Here is a 20118-nt window from a genome sequence, read left to right on the forward strand (position 1 = left end):
GAAAGTGCATGATTCGAGGGCGCATCCACGCTATGTGAATGAGACTTTGAATTGCGCAAATACCGCATCTGATCTGATGGCGTCACGCACTTGCTCCCGCGTTCTCCCATCGCCTAAGAACCCGTCAAGCTGATCCGACACTTGATTAATATGCTGAACAAATTGATCCTCGTCGAGCAATATTTTATATGCCCCCTCAAGGACTTTGCGCTGGTCTTTTTTGCTCGCCGATATAATGTTTGGTGTAGTCCAGAGTTTTCTAACTAGTGAGAAAAGGCAGTAGTACTTATAAATCGCCTTTGCTCTATCAACCTTCGAAGTTCTTATAAGATAGCCAAACCTGTAAGACGCGTATGCGGCCAGGTGATAGAGTTCTACGCTATGAGATGGCTGGAATATCTTGTCAGCAAATTCACTTCTTATTCCTCGATGATCACGTGCAGCTCTGTTGGGCTGGAAAAAAAACATCGCCGCTGCAGCTTTCATTAAGTCGGAGGGTTTCATTATTCTAGCTCTTTCGATCGAAACATTTCGATACTGATTTTCTCGCCGCTCTATGAATATTCTCTCATCACCATCTTTGGACTGACAGTATTCTTCAAGGTCTTTCATAAACGGCAATAATGCCCAAAACTGATCCGCCCTAACTTCGTTCTGCTTGTTAGTTCCTATAATTATGCTAGAAATGAACTCGGCGTTTTTGCTTCCGATCAATCGAAGTGGAACATAGATAAGAGAAGCATAGCCGGCATTTTCCGCCAGAATATTAGTTGTCTGGCACCCATTTACAATTTGATAATCTTCTATAGAAAATACGTCACCTTTCCTATTTATGCTTTTTGCTACGACCGTGACGCCATTATTCTTAAAAACAAATGATGAGCACCCGTCATTTAACAGGTCATTTGCAATTGACTTATTTATCTCAGAATCCGGATTAAAGTCTCTCACATTATCATAGAAAACGGCGCGATTAATTGAACTTTTTCCTTCCGGATCTTTAGCAGTGAGAACAATTTCGAGAAGCTGGTCCGCTTGGATGTAACCAACGTAAGCCTCGTCAACCTTTTCATGCGCAGGAAGTGTCAATGCTTTTGGAAAGTTCAACGCAGCAGAATTTGAGTTGGTAGCTGATCGGTATCCAGACTGAATCTGCTTGGCCCCCACGCATATTATTTCCACGTCATCAAATATACTTAACTCCTCAAGCCTTTTCTTACCAGCAGAAATTAGACTTTCTATCGCCCCGGAGGGCATGTCGGATCCTGTCGTGCAGAAAAAACATTTTAAACGAGGGTTGCTTTTGGTAGAAGAAGAATAAACAAGATCTTTTGCGCTTATCAGATCAATTATTTGACCGCTATGGAGCAGAGCATTCTTTGTAAAGAAATCATAGACACCGTCTATGAATTTAGACAAATCGCCGTAATCCATTTTCTCCGATGTCTTTGATTGAAAGAAATGAAACTCCGCTAGATGGTGGTTCCCAACGGCTAGTACTGACGCAACGTCATCCGTGTCCTTGCAGAGGGTTCCCTGAACTAGTACAGCGATTCCATCGACTCCAAACTCCTCCCCCTTAAGATGAGCATCGAACGGATCGATATTTTCACCTAAGAGTCCATTTTCTACCGAAAAAATAGAGAAGACTTCGAAATATTCGCTATCTTTCTCAAAACAATTCGGATTCGATCTTTTGAACTCTCCGAGCTGAGCACTAACAACGGGATTCATATCGCACCATCCAATTATAATTATATTGCCATTAGGGGTTACGTTTCGAAAAAGCTATTCTATATATAGCCCCTCTATTAATCGACACCACAGCACATTTCAAATTAAATAAGCTTGGCTCTTTGAGTGTTTTCCTGCGTAAACCAATGAAAATTACTGCACCCAAATCAAATTCATCAACTGCGGGTCGGCCGTCACCTTGACCAGCTTGCCACTTGGCCCGAACTGCACCTGATACTCGGAGAAGCTGTCACGCCAGTAGCGCCATAGCGAGGCTTCCAGGTTGGGGTTCTCGCTGCTGATCGGGTAGCCGACCGCCATCAGGACCTGTTCGCGGGTCATGCCGCCGGTGAGCTTGCCATCGTTGATGGCCTGGCGAATCTTCGGCGGGAAGGTGGCGAGCTTGAGCTTGGGGTCGGCGGTGACGATGTAGCGGGCGGCGAAGGCGGTGTTGTCCAGATCGCGGCTGTAGTCGTTACCGATGGATTGCTTTTCGCCGGCGATCTTGAGGTTGACGCGGTTGCGGCCAAAGCCGGTGACGCTGACCGGGGTGCCGACGGGGAGTACGCGCTTGCCGTCTTCGGCGTAGTTGCTGTCGCTGATCCAGCTGCCGTCGGTGCGCAGGTTGCAGCACAGAAAGCCCTCGTACTTGGCGACGTCGGCGGCGGTGGCCAGGGTGGAGGCGGTGAGCAGGCTCAGGGCCAGCAGGGAACAACGCAAACGCATCGTAAAGACTCCTTTCTCGACGGCCGTGGCCGCGCGGCAATGATGAGGTGAGGCGCGCCGCCATTTCCCCAACGGCGCGCAGGCATTGTCGCAGCCTCGGGCAGCTTGGCAAGCGCGGCGGGTGACGCGGCCGGCATCGGTTTGTGTATGCTCGGAGCCGTGGAAACCCTCTCACCCGCCGAGATTGCCGAGCAGATCGCCGAGTTGCGGCGCGCCCACCGCGCGTTGGACGAGGAGATTCAGCGCGTGCCCGCGAACATGGACGACGAGCTGCAGATGAAGCGCTTGAAGAAGCGCAAGCTGCATCTCAAGGACTGCATTACGCGGTTGGAAATGGAGCTGGTGCCTGACGAGCCGGCGTGAGGTTTATGCATGCGGTTGCTTGGGCTTGCTTTGCGGTGGTGGGCTCACTTGCCCCCCGCCGCGCGTCCGGCCCCGCTTACGGCGCGGGCGCTCCAGGACAGGTGGAAAAAGCAGTTGTGTCGCCAGCCACCATCACCTGTTGTTGAAACGTCTGGGGGCGGAAGGTCGAGTCCGTTTGTACGCAGTTCATCCGGAACCATTCTTTCGCTGCGCTCATATGTCCGTGGGGGCTAATAAAACAGCGTGGCGGGCCTGCGCGATCTTCGCCAAGGCCTTCGTAACCTTCTCAAAAGATAGGTCGCGATGCACCAACTTTCTGTGGTTCCTGCCTTGGATCTGAAGCCGGTCACGCGTTATTGAAGAATCGCTGGAACTCGCTTTCGTAAGCGGTTGCGTGTTGAATCTCGTACTGATATGCAAGCGAATCCTCAAACGAACTGTACATCGGTTCCAGAGCTCCGCTCTGAGGATGCTCCTGAAGAAACCAGCGGTCAGGGTGATCGCCCTCTCCATGGGCGCGTAATGCGCCACGCGCTTCCTCAAAGATCTGGGCGCTCGACAGGCTGGTGTTGTATTCGATGCGCTCGAGCTCTCGCGCATAGCTGCTAGCATTGAATGCGCCGTATTGGGCAAGGCCGTACACGGCCTCTGCTTCGGAACTACGGGCCAGATTATTCATTTCGAACACCAGCGCGCTGACCAGGGACGGTCCGTCTCCACTCCCGGCATTTGACAACGTTTGCGGCGAAAGGAGAATGGCGCGATTGGTTAAATCCGTTGACGCGACGTTGACGTTCCCCTCGCGAATGTCAACCCCTCCTTCGTCCCGAACTTTTTCTGCCACAGCCCTGAATGTAGGCGAACTGCGGTAGAGATCACCAAGCACGTGAATGGCTCTCGTCAAACGACTATCCCTCGGGTCACTCACACGGAGACTGGTCCGTATGGAGGACCAATGAGAAGGCGACGTACGCGCTGCCGTCGAGCGCAGCGATAACCCACCAAGTACCGAAGACCGCGTGCTTTGGGTCGGACCCGCTGACGCACCTTGTGGCATCGGGCTAGTTGAAGCAGCGGAGGACGAATCGCCACCGTAAACACTCGTCGAATTTTTGGATACACACAGTCCCATGATCAACTCCGTCTAGTACGTATTCGAACGTTAAAACACACCAATGGGCGACTGCGGCGCGCCAGCGAAATGGAGGAGTTCAAAGCGATTCTCGTAGATCTGCCTGATGGTGAACATTGGCAAGCTTCCTAGAGTAGCCCGCTCTCTTGCCCTAGCCCGCGCGTAGCAGGACCTTGCCACTGCGTCCCGGTTCGGCACTTGCCGCGGCGGCCTTGGCGGCATCTTCCAGATCGAACACTGCTTCCACCGGCAGGGCCAGGGTGCCGTCGAGTGCGGCCTTGAGCAGTTCGCCGATCATGCGGCGCTTGTCCTCGGGCTTGGTGGCGGCCGTGGCCTTGCTGCCCCAGAAGCCGCGCACGCTGGCCTGCTTGAAGATCACATCGCCGCTGGAGATCTGCAGCGGCTCGCCGGTCATCGAGCCGAACGAGATCAGCTCGCCGCTTTCGGCCAGCAGCGCCATCAACTCTCCGGCCGCGCTGCCGGCCACCGAGTCGATGGCGCGCACGATCGGCGCGTCGCCGGCCAGCGCGCGCGCCTTGTCCTGCCAGCCGTCCTGCGCGGTGGAGACCGCGTTGCCGATGCCCAGTGCCTGTAACTCGTCCACGCCGGCATCGCGACGCACCAGGTTGATCACGTTGATGCCGCGTGCGGCGGCGAGCATGGCTAAGGTCTTGCCGACGGCGCCATTAGCGGTGTTCTGCACGATCCAGTCGCCTTTTTCGACCTGCAGGAACTCGATCAGCATCAAGGCGCTCAGCGGCATGGCGATCAGTTGGCAGCCGCGGTCGTCATCGAGTGCGTCGGGCAGCGGGACGACGCCGGAGGCGTCGGCGAGGAAAAACTCCGCCCAGCTTTCGTGCACACCGGCTGCGACGACGCGTTGGCCCACCTGCAGGCCTTCGACACCTTCGCCGAGGGCGTCGATCACGCCCGCCGCTTCACTGCCGCCGATGGCCGGGAGTTCGGGCTTGTAGCCGTAGTTGCCGCGCACGGTCCACAGGTCGTGGTTGTGGATCGGCGAGCGCCGCATCGCGATGCGTACCTGGCCCTTGCCTGGCTGCGGCGTGGGCCGCTCGCCAAGTTCGAGCACCTTGGCGGGGTCGCCGAATTGGGTGTGGATGGCTGCGCGCATGGAGGTCTCCTGCCGGGCACGCTCTTGCTGCGACGCGCCCGATCGTTGTGAAAGGTGGCGCGATGCTATCGGCAGGGCTGCAAGGGAGGGATGAAACGAACGGAACTGCTGTGTGAAGTTGTTGGCGTGCGCGAGTAGTGAGGTTGGTCTGCTGCAGCGCTGGAGGATTTGCTGCTGGCCGACCCTCATCCGCCCTTCGGGCACCTTCTCCCGGAGGGAGAAGGGAGGCGTCGCGCATGTCTACGTTTGCCTGCTGCTGCCCTGCTGCTGCCCTGTCTATTGCCGCACCCTCACGTACCGCAGGGAGACAGCGGCGTTTGCATCGCCGTCTTACTCGGCCGGCGGCAGCACCACATCCGGCTTGGCCGCTTCCGGGCTGACGCGCTCGATGGTGTGCCGCAGCTCGCGGCCCAGGATGAACTTGGCATCCTTGGCCCACGCATCCAGGCGCTCGTCGAACACCAGCTTGCTGTTCTCGTCCGGCCACACCAGGCGCAGTTCGCGCAGTTTCTGGATGAAGCTGCGGAACAGGGTCTTGTCGAAGAACTCCGGGGCGGCCGGGGCATACAACAGGCTCAGGCGTTGCGCAGCCTGTTGGCACAGGCTTTCCAGTTCGCCGGCGCCGAGCACGCCGGGGCCGTTCTTCACCAGCACCGAGATGGCGATGTAATAGCGCTCGAACGCCTGCTGCAACGAGTGGCCGATCGCACGCAGGCGGAACACTTCATCGGTCTGCCCGGTGTTACGGGTCAGCACGCCGCCATCGTCGTCGGCGACGTTGAGCAACAGGCCTTCGCGCACGAACATGTCGATGGTCTGTTCGATACGTTCGGCGAAGCGATCTTCGCTCCACGGCAGGAACAACTCCGCCTGCAGGAACGGGTACACGGTGCGGCCCAGCCGCAGCAGGCCGGCACGGCTCATGCGGCGGTTGTTCTGGAAGCAGCACGCCACCCACGACGATGCGGTAAACAAATGCAGCACGTTGTTGCGGAAGTAGCTCAGCAACACCGCGGTGTCGCCGCTGACGCTGAGCACATCGCCCAGCGGATGCGACACACGCGTGAGCACGTTGATCTCTTCGGCGTGGGTGATGATGCGCGCCGGGGTGTGCGGGGTGACGGTGACGCGGTCCGAATACGGCATCTCCGCCAGCAGCTTCTTGCACAACTCGATCTGCGCGATCAGGTCGGCCTCGCCCATCGCGTGCTTGGGTGTGGACAGCAGCGCCAACGCCAGCAGGTTGATCGGGTTGACGTCGGCGGCGCAGTTGATGCGGGTCTGGATCTGCGTGGACAGCGTATCCACCGCCGGTGCCAGCCAACTGGGTTTTTCATCGTCGGGCAGCGGTTGGCCATCCCACTCCGGGGCGTGCTTGGCCAGCACGTCGTTGAGCGCGATCGGCTCGCCGAAGTTCACCACCACCTGCCCGTAGTTCTGCTTGAGCACCTTCGGGATCGACCACAGCAACCCCCAGATGGATTCTTTTTCCTTGGGCCGGCCAGTGAGCTCGTCCAGATAACTATTGCCTTCCATCAGCTTTTCGTAGCCGATGTAGACCGGCTGGAACAGCACCGGCTTGCGCGGCTGGCGCAGGTAGGCGCGCAGCGTCATGGCAATCATGCCGCCCTTGGGCTGCAGCAAACGGCCGGTGCGCGAGCGCCCGCCTTCGACGAAGTACTCGATCGAATAGCCGCCGGCCACCAATTGGGCGACGTATTCGCTGAGCACCGCCGAATACAGCGCGTTGCCGCGGATACTGCGGCGGATGAAGAACGCACCGCCCTTGCGCAGCAGCGTGCCGACCACCGGCAGATTGAGATTGATGCCGGCCACGATATGCGGCGGCACGATGCCGCGTTCGTACAGCAGGTAGCTCAGCAGCAGGTAATCCATATGGCTGCGGTGGCTGGGCACGTAGACCACTTCGTGCCCGGGCGCGGCCTGTTTGAGCTTGTCCAGGTGATGCACCAGCACGCCGGCGTAGATGCGGTTCCAGACGTGGGTGAGCAGGAAGCTGGCCGAGCGCACCACCGGGCTGGAATAGTCGGCGGCGATTTCCCAGGCGTAGGCGTGCGCCTTGCGCCAGGCATCGACCGGCTTGGAGTTGTCGCGCCTGGCCTGGGTGGCGATGGCCTCGCGCACCGAGTCGGCGGCCAGCACCTGGTCCACCAGCAGGCGGCGGGTGGACAGATCCGGCCCGATCACCGCCTCGCGGATACGCCGGAAATGCGTGCGCAACACGCGCTGCAATTTGCGCAGGGTGCGCTCGGGCGGCAGGCCCTCGGCCATGGTCTGGCGCAGCGAGATCGGCGGGGCGAAGCGCACGATGGTGGTGCGGCCGTTGAGCAGCACCGCCAGCAGGCGCCGGAAGCGGCCCACCAGCGCCCAGTTTTCCGAGAACAGCACTGCGAACCAGCCGCTCTGCTTGTCCGGCGCGCGGCCGACGAAGATCGACACCGGCACCAGATGCACGTCCAGGTCGTCGCGCACGCGGTGCGCCTGCAGCAACTTGGCCAGCGAGTCGGAATGGGTCTTGCCGCCGCGCTGCTCGGGGATCAACGAATTACTGCTGCTGCGCCGCGACAGCGCCAGGTAGGCGCGCTTGCGCTGCAGCGGGTCGCCCGGCAGTGGCACCAGTGGCGAGGGCAGCCCGGCCTCGCGGCAGGCCTTGTCCAGGATCAGCGCGCTGGACAGGCCGTAGTCCTCCAGCACGTAGACCACCGGCGTGCCGTCGTCGTAGCGGCTCGGTTGATCCGGTTCGATGGTCAGGCTCAGCCACGGGTCGGCCAGCCGGCCAAGCAGGCGCGCCCACCACGGACGTTTGGCGTTACGGGCGGCGGCGACGGCCGGCGCGATCGACGGCGCGGCGTCCGGCGGAACCGGTACGGCCGTCGGCAATGCCGCGGCTGTGGCACCGAGATCGGCGGCGGCAGCGCTGGGCGGGGCGGACTGGCCGTCCGGGAACGGCAGGGGATTTTGTTCTGGCATCACGGTCATTATCGCCCAGCCGGGCGTTGCCCGGTGGCGGCGGGCTTGGCGGGCGCGGCCGGCGGGGTGTCGGGCGCTGCAGCGGCGTCGGGTAAGGGCGCGGCCGGCGCGGCGCTGAGCAGCGCCTGCACCTCGTCCTGGGTTTGCTGCGGGTACCAATGGCCTTCGCGCTTGAGCAGGGCGATGGTGAGGTCGATGTCATGCGCAGCCAGGGGATAGCGCAGCCGTACCTGGGCGCGCTCGCCCTCCTGTTTGATCAGGCCGGTGCGCAGCGCATCCAGGCTGCTGTCCAGCGACAGGTCGTAGCGCTCCAGCACCTGCTTGGCCGCTTCCCAGAACGGCCCGAGCCGGCGCAGGCTCTCTTCCATCCCCAAGCGCTGCAGATCGGCGTCCGAGCCGATGCCGGTGGCGCGGGCGGCAGTCACCAGGTCGGTGATGCTGGCCTTGGCACGGGCGCGATCGGCCAGCGGCGCGGTGGCGGCCCAGGCGCTCAGCGCGTCGACCAGTTGCACGTAATGCGCGCGCTGCTCGGGCTGGTAGTCGTTGCGGCTGCGCAGGTATTGCACGCCGAACTGGCCCAGCGACTGCGCGGCCTGGCGGATGCCCTGCGCCTGCCCGGCCAGTTGCGCATCGAAGGCCTGTTGCAGCTGGCGTTCGGCACCGGGCGCCGACAGCGTGCCGAGCAGGTTGCCCACCTCATTGGGCAGCGGCAGCTCGGTCAGCGGCCAGCGGCTGGCACCGCTGCGCCAGGCCGCTTCCAGCTGGGTGTACTGCGCAGGCGTGACCCGGATCCGCGCATAGGCAACCAGATCGTTGCGCCGCAATGGCATGGTCATCGACTGCATCGCCGCTGCCGGCTCGGCGGTGGCGCCGGGCAAGGCAGCGGCAGTGTCGCTGCGCTGGCAGCTGCTGGCGCATAGCGCTGCCAGCAGCACCCACGCGATGGACTGGAACCGGCCGGCGCGGACGGTGGATAGCGACATGCGCACGATGTTCCCCTGATCGATCGGCGCATCTTGCTGTCTGAATGCGTTGGCGGCAAGGCGCGCGACAACCGTGCGCTCGGGTACGGTGGAAAACGTTAGATTTTCGTAGTTCCAGGCATGTTGTCGTCCAGTGTCCGACATTGACCGCTGTTGTCTTCTCCGGACAAACTTGTCCAGGCGTCTGCTCCGAGCCCTTGTGCCGCCTGCGTTTGCTGCAATGCTGCAGCGCATCATGTAAGCGCTTGCAGTTCCTGCTAGCGTGCGCGCCATCTCGTTCTGAGATCGCCATCGGTCGGGGCCGATGTCATCCATGTGCATGTGTGGCACGAATGTTCTGCGCCAGCGGACCATGCGCCCTGACCCGGCGCGCGGCGCCAGGCGCGTTGTTTTGGGGAGTGCGAGAGCATGAGTCGACCAAGGTCCGAAGGCGGTAGCGTCACCATCAAGGATGTCGCGCGCGAAGCGCAGGTGTCGGTGGCCACGGTCTCGCGCACCATGAACGGGCATCAGCACGTGGCCGAGTCGGTGCGCGAACGCGTGTTGCAGGTCGCCCGTGCGCTGCACTACATCCCGCATCACGCCGCGCGCAGCTTGAGCAGCCGTCGCACCCACACCATCGGCGTGGTGTTGCCGGACCTGCATGGCGAATTCTTTTCTGAATTGATCCGCGGCATCGACCAGGTCGCGCGCGAGCAGGGCTATCACCTGCTGGTGTCCAGCTCGCACGGCGACCCGCAGGCGCAGCGCAAGGCGCTGGAACGCCTGCCCGGGCGCGTGGACGGGGTGGTGGTGATGTCGCCCTCGCTGGGCGACTCCGGCGTGCACGAAGACGCGCTGCCCGGCGGCCTGCCGGCAGTGCTGCTCAACTGCGCCGGCACGGCCAGCCAGCGCCCGGTGCTCAACGTGGACAACTACGGCGGCGCGCGGTTGATGACGCGGCATCTGCGCGACAGCGGCCATCGCCGCATCGCCTTCATCGCCGGGCCGGCCGACAACTTCGACGCGCATGAGCGTCTGCGCGGCTACCGCGACGAGCTGGCGCTGGATGCGCAGGCGCAGCCGTGGGTGCTGCCGGGCAACTTCGATGAAGAATCCGGCTACCGCGCCGGCCAGACGCTGGCGCAGGACACGCGCCCGGATGCGGTGTTTGCGGCCAACGACATGATGGCGCTGGGCTGCCTGTTCGCGCTCGGCCATGCCGGGCTGAAGGTGCCGCAGGACATCGCGCTGGCCGGCTTCGACGACGTGCCGATGGCGCGCTACGTGCTGCCGGCGCTGACCACCATGCGGGTGGATATCGCCGGGCTGGGCGCGCGTGCATTGCAATTGTTGCTGGGTCAGCAACTGATCGATGCGCCCGCCCCGCCCGCCGATGCCGCCCCGCCGGCGTTTTCCGAGATGGTTCCCGAATTGATCGTGCGCGCTTCCAGCGCGCCGCGTGCTGCGCCTCCTACCTGAGACGCGCCACCTTTCTGCTGATTTTGTGTTTCTTGCAGTACCTGCTGTTGTTGCTAGCCGTTCCCGTTTCACCACACCAAGCACCAACCTGACGCGCCAGTCACTTCACTGGTTCGCGCTTTACCCCTGGGAGGGGGAAAGTCATGAAGAATCACCGCACCGTCTCCACCCTGCCCGCACGTAGCCTGTTGTGCTGCGCCCTGGCTGCCTCGTTGTTCGCCACCACCCCGGCCATGGCCCAGTCCAGCAACGCCACGTTGCGCGGCCAGGTCGCGTCCGCGCAAAGCGGCAGCGAGGTCGTCGTCACCAACCTCGCCACCGGCTCGGTGCGACGCGCACCGGTCAATGCGAACGGCAACTACACCATCGTCGGTTTGCAGCCGGGCACCTACAAGGTTGAATCCAACGGCGCCAGCCGCACGGTGACCCTGTCGGTGGCTTCCAGCGCCACCGTCGATCTCGGCACGGAGGCGGCAGCAGCGCCGGCCGGCGATGCGACCACGCTGGACACGGTGACGGTCAGCGCGCCGATGATTCGCGACGTGAAAACTTCGGAAGTGGGCAACACCGTGTCGCTGCGCCAGATCCAGCAGCTGCCGCAGGCCACGCGTAACTTCCTGGAATTTGCCGACACCGTGCCGGGCATGGTGTTCACCATCGACCAGGACGGCAACACCAAGTTGCGCGGCGGTGCGTCCAACGCCAGCTCCAGCAATCTGTACATTGATGGCGTGAGCCAGAAGAGCTACGTCTCCGGCGGCGGCATTGCCGGCCAGGACGAGACCCAGGGCAATCCGTTCCCGCAGTTGGCGATCGGCGAATACAAGGTCATTACCTCCAACTACAAGGCCGAGTACGGCCAGATCAGCGGCGCGGCCATCACTGCGGCAACCAAGTCCGGCACCAACGAGTTCCACGGCGAGGCGTTCTACCGCTTCACCAATCAGGACCTGCGTAAAGAGCGCCCGGACGAAGCCGATGGCAAGGTCGACTCGCAGACCAAGGAATACGGGTTTGCGATCGGCGGACCGCTGATCCAGGACCGCATGCATTTCTTCTTCGCCTACGAAGGCAAGGACAACGTCGCGCCCAAGAGCGTGCAGCCCAGTGCCGAAGCGACGCCCTTCATCGGGTTGTTGCCGTCGAACCTGCGCGATCAATACGGCGCGTCGAACATGCCGTTCAGCGAGGACCTGTACTTCGGCAAGATCGACTTCGAACCGACCGATAACGATCGTATCGAATTGGCCACGCAGTACCGCGACGAAACCCAGGTCAGCAACGTGGGCGGCCAGAACGCGCCCGACCGCGCCGTGGACAAGGTCAACAAGGACAAGCGCACCAGCCTGCGTTGGCAGCACAGTGCCGATGGCTGGTTCAACGAAGCCATCCTCACCACCGAGGATTCGCGCAATCTGCCGACGCCGCGCGGCGTCGGCAATGGTTCGATCTACACCTACATCGATCGCACCCAGGCCGACCCGCGCCAGTGGGTGTTTCTCAATACCGGCGCCGCCAGCGGCGAAGACTTCAAACTGCGCAGCCAGAAGGGCTGGTCGTTCCAGAACGACCTGACCTTCAATGCGCTGGAGTGGCACGGCGAGCACACCATCAAGACCGGCGTGACCTACCGCGACATCAAGCTGACCTCGCGCGAATCCAGCTCGCTCAATCCGCAGTTCAGTTATGAAGTCGGCCAGAACGGCGTGGCGCCGGTGCCGTTCCAGGTGCGCTACATCCGTGCGTTCGACAATCCCGGCCAGCTGCCGGTGGTCGAATCGCCGTCCAAGCAGTACGGCATCTATCTGCAGGACGACTGGGCTGCCACCGACAAGCTGATGATCAACATCGGCGTGCGCTACGACTACGAAGACACCCCGGCCTACACCGACTTCGTGACCTCGCAGCCGTTCGTGGATGCGCTGTATTCCGACGATCCGGAAAACCCCGGTCAGCCGTGGGCCAACCGCCTGCTGCCCAGCGGCGTCAACGTGGCCGATTACATCAGCACCGGTAACAACCGCAAGAACTTCAAGGACGCCTGGGCGCCGCGTCTGGGTTTCTCGTACGACCTGTTCGGCGATGAGGCGGCGGTGATCCACGGCGGTGCAGGTCGTTCCTACGACCGCAATCTGTTCGAGCAGCTGGCGCTGGAATCGGTCAAGGCCGCGTTGTCGCCGGTGGTGGTGTACTTCAGCGATGCCGCCAGCGGCCAGGGCTGCTTCCGCACCGACCGTGTCTGCGCCCCATGGAATCCGGCGTTTCTCAACGGTATCGATCAGCTCAATACGATCGATGGCACCAACGACAGCTCCGAGCTTTTCATGTTCAAGAACAAGCTCAAGACCCCGTACAGCGACCAGTACAGCATCGGCATCAGCAACCAGGTCGGCGACTGGCTGACCGATGTCACCTTCCAGCGCATCCTGTCTTACGACGGCCTGGTGATGAGCCTGGTCAACCGCTATCCGAACGGCGCGTATTTCGATGCCAACGGTGGCGTGCCGTGGGGCGAGCCGGTGCCTGGCTACCGCAATACCATCATCGGCGACAACGGTCTGGAGCAGCGCAGCAGCCAGGTCTTGCTGTCGGCCGAAAAGCCCTACACCAAGGAATCGGGTTGGGGCTTGAACCTGGCCTATACCCACACCAGCGCGCGCCAGAACCGCAACATCGACGAGCCGTTTGCGTTCGACAAGGCCACCATCCGCGACTACCCGTTCGTGAAGTCCGATGCGGCCTCTGCGCATCGCTTCGTGGCTTCCGGCTCGCTGGATGGTCCGTGGGGCGTCACCTTCGGCGCCAAGCTGGTGTTGGCCACGCCGGAGCCGATCAACACGATTGCCTGCTACGGCTTCACCGATCCCGATGGCGGCACCTGCCAGCAGGTCGGCGTCGTACCGCCGGGCAACGGCAAGTTCCTGCTCGGCGGCAAGATCTGGGGGTATCGCACCGTCGATCTGCAGGCCACCAAGGACTTCACCGTGGCCGGCGACTTCAAGCTGACCGCTCGGGTCAACGTGCTCAACGCGTTCGACTTCAAGAACTTCACCCAGTACGAATACAACAGCTTCGGCAGCAACGGACGGCTTGACCCGGATATCACTGTTGTCAACAACGGCGAGATCAGCTACGTGCCACGCAGCGTGATCTTCGAGGTGGGCGCAAAGTTCTGATCCAACGTAACCTGCACGCGCATACGCTTGGATGCGCGTGATTCGAACGGGGCCGATTGGCCCCGTTCGCCTATCAGCTTCTGGAGCAGCTGACAAAACGTATTGAGCAGTTGTCAGATGGGTGCGTCAACACGTGCAAATGGTGCTGCATGTCGCACCGGCTGCAACCGTCAGGCAGTGAGCGCAGACGTTTTGTGAGTGGCTTTATTTCTTTTGAGGACCGGACCTCCATGATCCCCGCTCCGCTTCGCAACATCGTCATCGTCGGTGGCGGCACCGCCGGCTGGATGGCGGCCGCCGCCTTCGCGCGCGTGCTTGGCCCCGGCTTCAACGTGCAGCTGATCGAATCCGAACAGCTCGGCACCGTCGGTGTCGGCGAGGCTACCGTGCCGCACATCAAGGCCTTCAACAATCTGCTCGGCATCGATGAGGCCGAGTTCGTGCGACAGACCCAGGGCAGCTTCAAGCTCGGCATCGAGTTCGTCGACTGGCAGCGGCCCGGCACCTCGTACATCCACGGCTTCGGCACCCAGATCGGGCATCCGCTCGGGCTGCTGCCGTTCCATCAGTACTGGATCAAGCAACACCTGCGTGGCAAGGCGCAGCCGCTGGGTGCGTACACGCTCAATACCGTGGCCGCCGTGCGCGGCAAGTTCATGACCTCGGCCGGCGATGTGCCGGCCAATTCGCCGCTGGCCAATATCGCCTACGCGTACCACTTCGATGCCTCGCACTACGCGCGCTTTTTGCGCAGTTATTCGGAACAGCGCGGCGTCACGCGTATCGAAGGCCTGGTCGAACAGGTGCAGCTGCATGCGGACACCGGCCATGTGCAATCGCTGCAGCTGGCCTCCGGACAAGTAGTCAGCGGCGACTTGTTCATCGACTGCTCCGGCTTCCGTGGGCTGTTGATCGAAGAAGCGCTGCATACCGGTTATCACGACTTCACCCATTGGCTGCCCTGCGATCGCGCACTGGCGGTGCCGTGCGAAAACGCTGGCCCGCCCACCCCGTACACGCGCTCCACCGCGCGCGCCGCCGGCTGGCAGTGGCGCATTCCGCTGCAGCACCGCACCGGCAACGGCTACGTGTATTCCAGCGCGCACATCAGCGACGACGAAGCGGCCGCCACGCTGCTCGCCAACCTGGATGGCAAAGCGCTGGCCGACCCGCGCCCGCTGCGCTTCACCACCGGGCGGCGCAAGCAGTTCTGGAACCGCAATGTGGTGGCGCTGGGCCTGGCGAGCGGCTTTCTGGAGCCACTGGAATCGACCAGCATCCATCTGATCCAGGCCGGCATTTCCAGGCTGCTGGAGTTGTTTCCGCGCGAGGGCATCAGCCCGGTGCTGGTGCAGCGCTACAACGACCGGCTGGCGTTCGAGTTCGACCGCATCCGCGATTTCCTGGTGCTGCATTACCACGCCACCGAGCGCGACGACAGCGCGTTCTGGCGCCACTGCCGCACCATGCAGATCACCCCGGAACTGCAATTCACCCTGGACCTGTTCCGCGACAGCGGGCGCTTCTACCGCAATGCCGAGGAAATGTTCGCCGAGATCAGCTGGGTGCAGGTGATGGTGGGCCAGGGCGTGTTGCCGCAGGGCTATCACCCGCTGGTGGATCAGGTGCCCGACCATGACGCCGAACGCTTCCTGGCCAGCATCGCGCAAACCATCGGCCATTGCGTGGACGCCATGCCGACCCACCAGCAGTTCATCGATCGCTATTGCAAGGCGGCGGCGCCGCGTTGAGCGATGGCTCGACGCCGCAGTCGCCGCACTCGCCAATCTGCAGGCAAAAAAAAGGATCGGGCACAAGGCCCGATCCCTTCGAAAACCGGGACAAGCCCGGTGGACAATGAGTGGCACAGCTTCCGACTGACATCGGACGAGGGCATCGTACGCAGCCCTTAACGTTAAAGCAACACTTTAATTCTACCGAATTAACTTATTGATTTTATTAGCCAGCGGATCCCATCAAGCGCCTCCACTACGCCTGGCGCTGCGCCAATGCCATACGAATCTCGGCCTGGATCGCATTCGCCGCCGTCGCCGGATCGGCAGCCAGGCGAATTGGGCGGCCGACCACGATGGCATCGGCGCCGTCGTTGAACGCCTGCGCCACGCCCACGGTGCGCTGCTGGTCGTCGCCGACCGGGCCGCCGGGGCGGATGCCGGGGCAGACGATCGAAAAGGCCGGGCCGGTGGCGCGGCGGATCGGGCCGGCTTCCTGGCCGGAGGCGATCACTCCATCGATGCCGGCGGCCTGGGCGGCCAGCGCGCGCTCCACCACCACCTCCACCGGTTCGCGGTCGATGCCCATCGCGGCCAGATCCGGCCGGCCCATCGAGGTCAGCACGGTCACCGCCAGCAAGCGCATGTCGCCGTGGTTGGCCTCGGCGGCAGCCTGCAACATGCCCGCGTGCCAGCCATGCACGGTGCAATAGCTCACCGGCCACTGCGCCAGGCGGCGGATGGTGCCGGCCACGGTGGCGGGGATGTCGAAGAACTTCAGGTCGACGAACATGCGTTTTTTGCGCTTGGCCAGGGTATCGAGCACATGGAAGTACTCGCCGGAGGCCAGCAGCTCCATGCCGATCTTGTAGAACGCCACCGACTCGCCGAGGCGGTCGACCCAGGCGATCGCCTCGTCATGGCTGGGCACATCCAGTGCGAAGATCAGCCGCTCGTGTGCGGCCAGCGGCAACGGTGCGCGGCTCATCGGGCCACCTCCAGCGCGGCGCGCTTGGCGTCGTGCCGCTGCTGCCAGGGCTGGCTGAAGTCGTTGTTGAACTGCGCCGGCTCCCAGCCGCCGTAGCTGGGGTTGGGCAGCATCCACCAGCGCTCGCCGAACCAGTCGTGATATTGCTGCAGCAATGCACCACGGGCCTGGCTGGTGTTGGCGGTGACCTGCACAAAGTCGCCCAGCTGGTCGCCGAACTGCATCAGCACGCGGTAGGTCTGCCCGGCCAGCTGGCGACGGCAGTTCTTCTCGCTGCCGTTCTGCTCGCAGCCCTGGACCACCGTGCCCAGGCCCAGAAACACGCTGTCGTCGGCCACCGGCAGCCCGACGCTGCGCAGGTTGGCCAGCGTGGCGTCCTTGAGGTGCACGGCGCGGTTGGAGATATAGATCAGGGTGATGCCGCGGGCGTTGGCGGCCTTGGCGAAATCCACCACGCCCGGGATCGCGGTGGCCTTCTTCTCGGCCACCCACTGGTCCCAGCTCAGCTCGTCGTATTCCTTGCCGTCGCGCAGCAGGCGGGCCTGGTAGGGCGAGTTGTCGAGCACGGTCTCGTCCACGTCCAGCACCACTGCCGGCTTCAGGCCGGTGGCGGCATTGCCGCGCTCTTCGGGCACCAGCGCGTCCCAGTTGGGCTGCTTCAGCGCAGCGTCCAGCTTGTCGGCGGCGGCGCGGTAGGTCTGCTCGGCCACGGCGCGGTATTCCTCCGAGCGCTGCATCCACAGCACCGCGTTGAGATTGTCATCGCCGGCCGGTGCGGTGGTGGCTGCTGGCTGCGTGGCGGTCTTGGCGGCGGCGGCGCTGGCGGCCGCATTGGCGGACACGGCGGCTTCCTGCGCGCGCTGCGCCAGCTCCTTGTCGGCGGGCTTGCAGGCGTTCAAGGCCAGCACGGTGCAGGCGAGCAGGGACAACGGTGCGTAAAACGAGGGGCGCATGGCATCCACCAGAACAGGAGCGGCAATGAAGTCGGCGATTTTAGCGGGTTCGTGCGCTGGCGCTTCCATCGCACTGCTGGCAGCGCCCGCGAGCAGGATCGGTATGCTTGCGGGCTGATCGCCCCCGGAGTCACTCATGACAGACGCACCTACCCCGCCAGTCCTCGATACCGCCCAGGCCCGCGTGCTCGGCTGCCTGATCGAAAAAGAGGCGACCACGCCGGATGCGTATCCGCTCACGGTCAACGCCGCGCAGGTGGCCGCCAACCAGAAGACCGCGCGCGAGCCGGTGCTGAATCTGCAGACCGGCGTGGTGCATCACGCCCTGCGTCAACTTGAAACCCTGGGCCTGGTACGCCAGCAGTTTTCCTCGCGCGCCGAACGCTACGAACACCGGCTGGGCAGCGTGCTGGATCTGACCCGGCAACAAGTGGCCGTGATCGGCCTGCTGCTGTTGCGCGGCCCGCAGACGCTGGGCGAGCTGTTCGCGCGCAGCGAGCGGCTGGTGCGCTTCAACGATGCCGACGATGTGCGCCACCATCTGGACCGGCTGATCCAGCGCAACCTGGCGGTGCAGCTGCCGCGTGCCAGTGGCCAGCGCGAGGAGCGCTATGCGCATCTGCTCAGTGGCGAGCTGGACGTGGAAGCCCTGCAGGCTGCGGCTGCGCGTGCCGCACCGAGTTCGCGCAGCAACGCCGACAGCAGCGAGCTGGAAGCGCGCGTGCACAGCCTGGAAGCCACCGTCGCCGAACTGCAGGATGCGCTGGCTGCGGTGCAGGCACGCCTGGAGGCGGCTGGCGCCTGAGGGCGCTGTTCTCCTGTCGGAGATGTCCACTTCACTTCGCCGCCCATCATCGGATCGCAACCCGCACACCGACCGGCCAGGCCGACAGACGACGTCCTTTCCTAGTGGTGATGGCGCACGTTGCGGCCACCCGCTTAGGTCGGCGTATCCACCTCGTCCCAGTCGGCGTCTTCGAAGTGCAGCAACCAGTTGAGGGTGTAGTGACGCTCGTAGACCACGCCGGGCACGATGCCGGCCGGTGGCGGTTGCTGGGTCTGGCCGGCCTGGCGTACCGCCCAATGCAGACGCAAGTGCCGGTCCAGCGCATCCAGCAGTTCGGGCACCGGCCGTAGCGTCAGCGACGGCCGCGTCGCGGCTTCGGCATGTTCCAGCGCGCGCTGGGCAGCCGAGGGCACATCGCACAGGTCGGTTGGCTCCGGCAGCGCGTCGGCCAGCCCCAGGGCCCACTGCAGCACGGCCAGGCTCTCGTAGCGCCAGCCGAAGTTGGCGAGCTGCTGCGGCTCCGGCGCGGGTTGGGCAAAAAAGGCGCGCTCCTGTGGCGACAGTGCCGCCGCCACGCCGGGCAGGCGGGCGTCCATGTCTTCCAACGACGGTGGCGTATCGCCGGCGGCCAGCATCTCCGCACGCAAGGCCACCGCAAACAACGCCAGCATGCGCTGCGTCACCGCTGCGGCATCGCGCACCCGCGCTTCGGCCTCACCGGGCACCGGCGGCAGACTCGGCGGCACGCGGATGCCTTGCGCGGTCAGCCGGGCCAGTTGCTGCGCACGCCGCTCCCACGCATCCGGCGGATACGGCACCTGCGCCTCATCGTCGATCGCCGGCTCGCCCTGGCTGATCAGCACCCGCCCGTGCGGGTCGCGCACGCTGCCATCGGCCAGAAAACACACCGCGTTGGCCTGCTCGGCCCACTGCGCCAATTCCCCGAAAGCCGCATCGTCGACCTCGAAGGTGAAGTGCTGACGCACCCGCTGCACATGCCGCATCAGGTGATAGCGCGCCTGGGTCATCTGGCCGTCGCCGGCCTGATTCACGTAGCCGACAAAGCCATGCAGATGCGTCGCCAGTTCCGGATCGGCGTGGTCGCGGTGCTGCACGGCGGTGCGCGGCAGAAAATCCGGCCACACGGGGTCGCGCAGGGTGGAATAGGCGTTGACCAGCAATGGCATGCGGGTGTCCTTGTTGGGGTGACGAACAAAACTACCGCGCTCACCATCAGGCAGATGTCATCGGTGTTCGGTCCCTTATGTACCCCTCGTACACTGCGGTTGCTCCGCGCCGTCCGCGCCGAGCTGACGAACACTCGCCAGGTTTTGTAGCCACTTTTGGCCGTGCGATAAGCCGGCAGGGTGCCGGAGGCACGCTCAGCTGTCCATGCCGGCGGGGCCGAGCTCAATCGTGTAATACAGCACCGGATCGGCCTCCTGGCTCAACACCCGCAGGCCTTGCCGCTGCAATCCGAGTTTTTCCAGCGCGCGGATCGAGTCGGCATTGTCCGGCGACACGATCGCGCACAACTGCGACAACCCCAGCACATCGCGTGCATACGTCAGCACCGCCCGTCCGGCCTCGGTCACATAGCCCTTGCCTCGGTAGGCAGGCAGCAGTGCGAAGCCGATATGCGGCACCGGCAAGGTATCGCGGCACAGCAGACCCAAGGTGCCTGCAAACGCGCCCTCGCGCGTCTCCACCGCCCAGTGCGCGAAGCCGTGTGTTTCCTGATGCGCCTGTGCCCACTCACGCAGATGATCGCGCGCCTGCTCGCGCGTGCGCACGCCGCGATCGTTGATGCCGGCGATAAAACCGGGGTCGTTGACCAATACCAATATCGCATCGGCATCGCACTCGGGATCGAGCGTGCGCAGGCGCAAACGAGCGGTTTCGATCACAACAGTCACGGCGCACTCCGGCATCGGGAAAAACCAGACTGCCGTGCAGGCC

15 protein-coding genes and 1 other RNA gene are annotated in these 20118 nt (G+C 63.2%); 6 read left to right on the top strand and 10 right to left on the bottom strand.

Annotation, left to right across the window (positions count from 1 at the left end; all coding sequences use genetic code 11):
* Positions 1–30 precede the first annotated feature (30 nt).
* Together XcyCFBP4188_RS17060 and XcyCFBP4188_RS17065 are read right to left on the bottom strand one after the other, a co-directional pair.
* The gene (locus XcyCFBP4188_RS17060; protein WP_006449525.1) at positions 31–1734 is read right to left on the bottom strand and encodes an AIPR family protein; all 1704 of its coding nucleotides are present in this window, start codon (positions 1732–1734) and stop codon (positions 31–33) included.
* Positions 1735–1887: 153 nt separating this feature from the next.
* The gene (locus tag XcyCFBP4188_RS17065) at positions 1888–2460 is read right to left on the bottom strand and encodes a hypothetical protein (RefSeq protein ID WP_104592498.1); all 573 of its coding nucleotides are present in this window, start codon (positions 2458–2460) and stop codon (positions 1888–1890) included.
* A gap of 159 nt (positions 2461–2619) precedes the next feature.
* On the opposite strand from XcyCFBP4188_RS17065, the gene XcyCFBP4188_RS17070 reads away from it, so the two are divergent.
* A complete protein-coding gene (locus XcyCFBP4188_RS17070) occupies positions 2620–2823 on the top strand; it encodes a YdcH family protein (protein ID WP_023905744.1) in 204 nt (67 codons plus the stop codon).
* A 346-nt stretch (positions 2824–3169) separates the two neighbouring features.
* Here the strand turns inward: XcyCFBP4188_RS17070 and XcyCFBP4188_RS17075 are convergent, their stop codons facing one another.
* From XcyCFBP4188_RS17075 to XcyCFBP4188_RS17090, 4 genes are all read right to left on the bottom strand, one after another.
* Positions 3170–3727 carry a hypothetical protein gene (locus XcyCFBP4188_RS17075; protein ID WP_180334346.1) on the bottom strand — a complete coding sequence of 186 codons (558 nt, stop codon included), beginning with the start codon at positions 3725–3727 and terminating at the stop codon, positions 3170–3172.
* 379 nt (positions 3728–4106) lie between these two features.
* Complete coding sequence (locus XcyCFBP4188_RS17080) at positions 4107–5087, bottom strand: zinc-binding dehydrogenase (protein WP_167393562.1); 981 nt, start codon at positions 5085–5087, stop codon at positions 4107–4109.
* 330 nt (positions 5088–5417) lie between these two features.
* On the bottom strand, positions 5418–8087 hold the full coding sequence (plsB, locus tag XcyCFBP4188_RS17085; protein WP_104592501.1) for a glycerol-3-phosphate 1-O-acyltransferase PlsB: 2670 nt from the start codon (positions 8085–8087) through the stop codon (positions 5418–5420).
* Positions 8087–9061 (bottom strand): hypothetical protein, encoded by a 975-nt coding sequence (locus tag XcyCFBP4188_RS17090; RefSeq protein WP_167393563.1) that lies wholly within the window; start codon positions 9059–9061, stop codon positions 8087–8089. Before XcyCFBP4188_RS17090 ends, plsB begins: the two co-directional genes overlap by 1 nt.
* A gap of 408 nt (positions 9062–9469) precedes the next feature.
* Between XcyCFBP4188_RS17090 and XcyCFBP4188_RS17095 the strand changes: the two genes are divergently transcribed.
* From XcyCFBP4188_RS17095 to XcyCFBP4188_RS17105, 3 genes are all read left to right on the top strand, one after another.
* Positions 9470–10522, top strand: a complete 1053-nt coding sequence (locus XcyCFBP4188_RS17095) for a LacI family DNA-binding transcriptional regulator (protein ID WP_074056347.1) — start codon at positions 9470–9472, stop codon at positions 10520–10522.
* Positions 10523–10665: 143 nt separating this feature from the next.
* Entirely contained in the window at positions 10666–13698 is a 3033-nt protein-coding gene (locus tag XcyCFBP4188_RS17100; protein WP_104592502.1) for a TonB-dependent receptor, read from the top strand.
* A 230-nt stretch (positions 13699–13928) separates the two neighbouring features.
* Complete coding sequence (locus XcyCFBP4188_RS17105) at positions 13929–15449, top strand: tryptophan halogenase family protein (RefSeq protein ID WP_074056345.1); 1521 nt, start codon at positions 13929–13931, stop codon at positions 15447–15449.
* Between the two features lie 238 nt (positions 15450–15687).
* Here XcyCFBP4188_RS17105 and pyrF read toward each other — a convergent pair whose 3' ends face one another.
* Together pyrF and XcyCFBP4188_RS17115 are read right to left on the bottom strand one after the other, a co-directional pair.
* Positions 15688–16419, bottom strand: coding sequence for an orotidine-5'-phosphate decarboxylase (gene pyrF / locus XcyCFBP4188_RS17110; protein WP_104592503.1), 732 nt, complete (start codon positions 16417–16419; stop codon positions 15688–15690).
* Positions 16416–17381, bottom strand: a complete 966-nt coding sequence (locus tag XcyCFBP4188_RS17115; RefSeq protein ID WP_104592512.1) for a 5'-nucleotidase, lipoprotein e(P4) family — start codon at positions 17379–17381, stop codon at positions 16416–16418. The genes pyrF and XcyCFBP4188_RS17115 overlap by 4 nt, the downstream gene beginning before the upstream one ends.
* A 127-nt stretch (positions 17382–17508) precedes the next feature.
* Here XcyCFBP4188_RS17115 and XcyCFBP4188_RS17120 point away from each other — a divergent pair, with 127 nt between their 5' ends.
* Positions 17509–18177 (top strand): YceH family protein, encoded by a 669-nt coding sequence (locus tag XcyCFBP4188_RS17120; protein ID WP_104592504.1) that lies wholly within the window; start codon positions 17509–17511, stop codon positions 18175–18177.
* 134 nt (positions 18178–18311) lie between these two features.
* Here the strand turns inward: XcyCFBP4188_RS17120 and XcyCFBP4188_RS17125 are convergent, their stop codons facing one another.
* A complete protein-coding gene (locus XcyCFBP4188_RS17125; protein WP_104592505.1) occupies positions 18312–19346 on the bottom strand; it encodes a DUF4272 domain-containing protein in 1035 nt (344 codons plus the stop codon).
* Between the two features lie 77 nt (positions 19347–19423).
* On the opposite strand from XcyCFBP4188_RS17125, the gene XcyCFBP4188_RS17130 reads away from it, so the two are divergent.
* Positions 19424–19498: non-coding RNA, sX9 sRNA (locus XcyCFBP4188_RS17130), on the top strand.
* A gap of 43 nt (positions 19499–19541) precedes the next feature.
* Here XcyCFBP4188_RS17130 and XcyCFBP4188_RS17135 read toward each other — a convergent pair.
* Positions 19542–20090, bottom strand: coding sequence for a GNAT family N-acetyltransferase (locus tag XcyCFBP4188_RS17135; RefSeq protein ID WP_104592506.1), 549 nt, complete (start codon positions 20088–20090; stop codon positions 19542–19544).
* Positions 20091–20118: the final 28 nt, after the last annotated feature.

The sequence above is a fragment of the Xanthomonas hortorum pv. cynarae genome (assembly GCF_002939985.1).
Classification (GTDB): domain Bacteria; phylum Pseudomonadota; class Gammaproteobacteria; order Xanthomonadales; family Xanthomonadaceae; genus Xanthomonas; species Xanthomonas hortorum_D.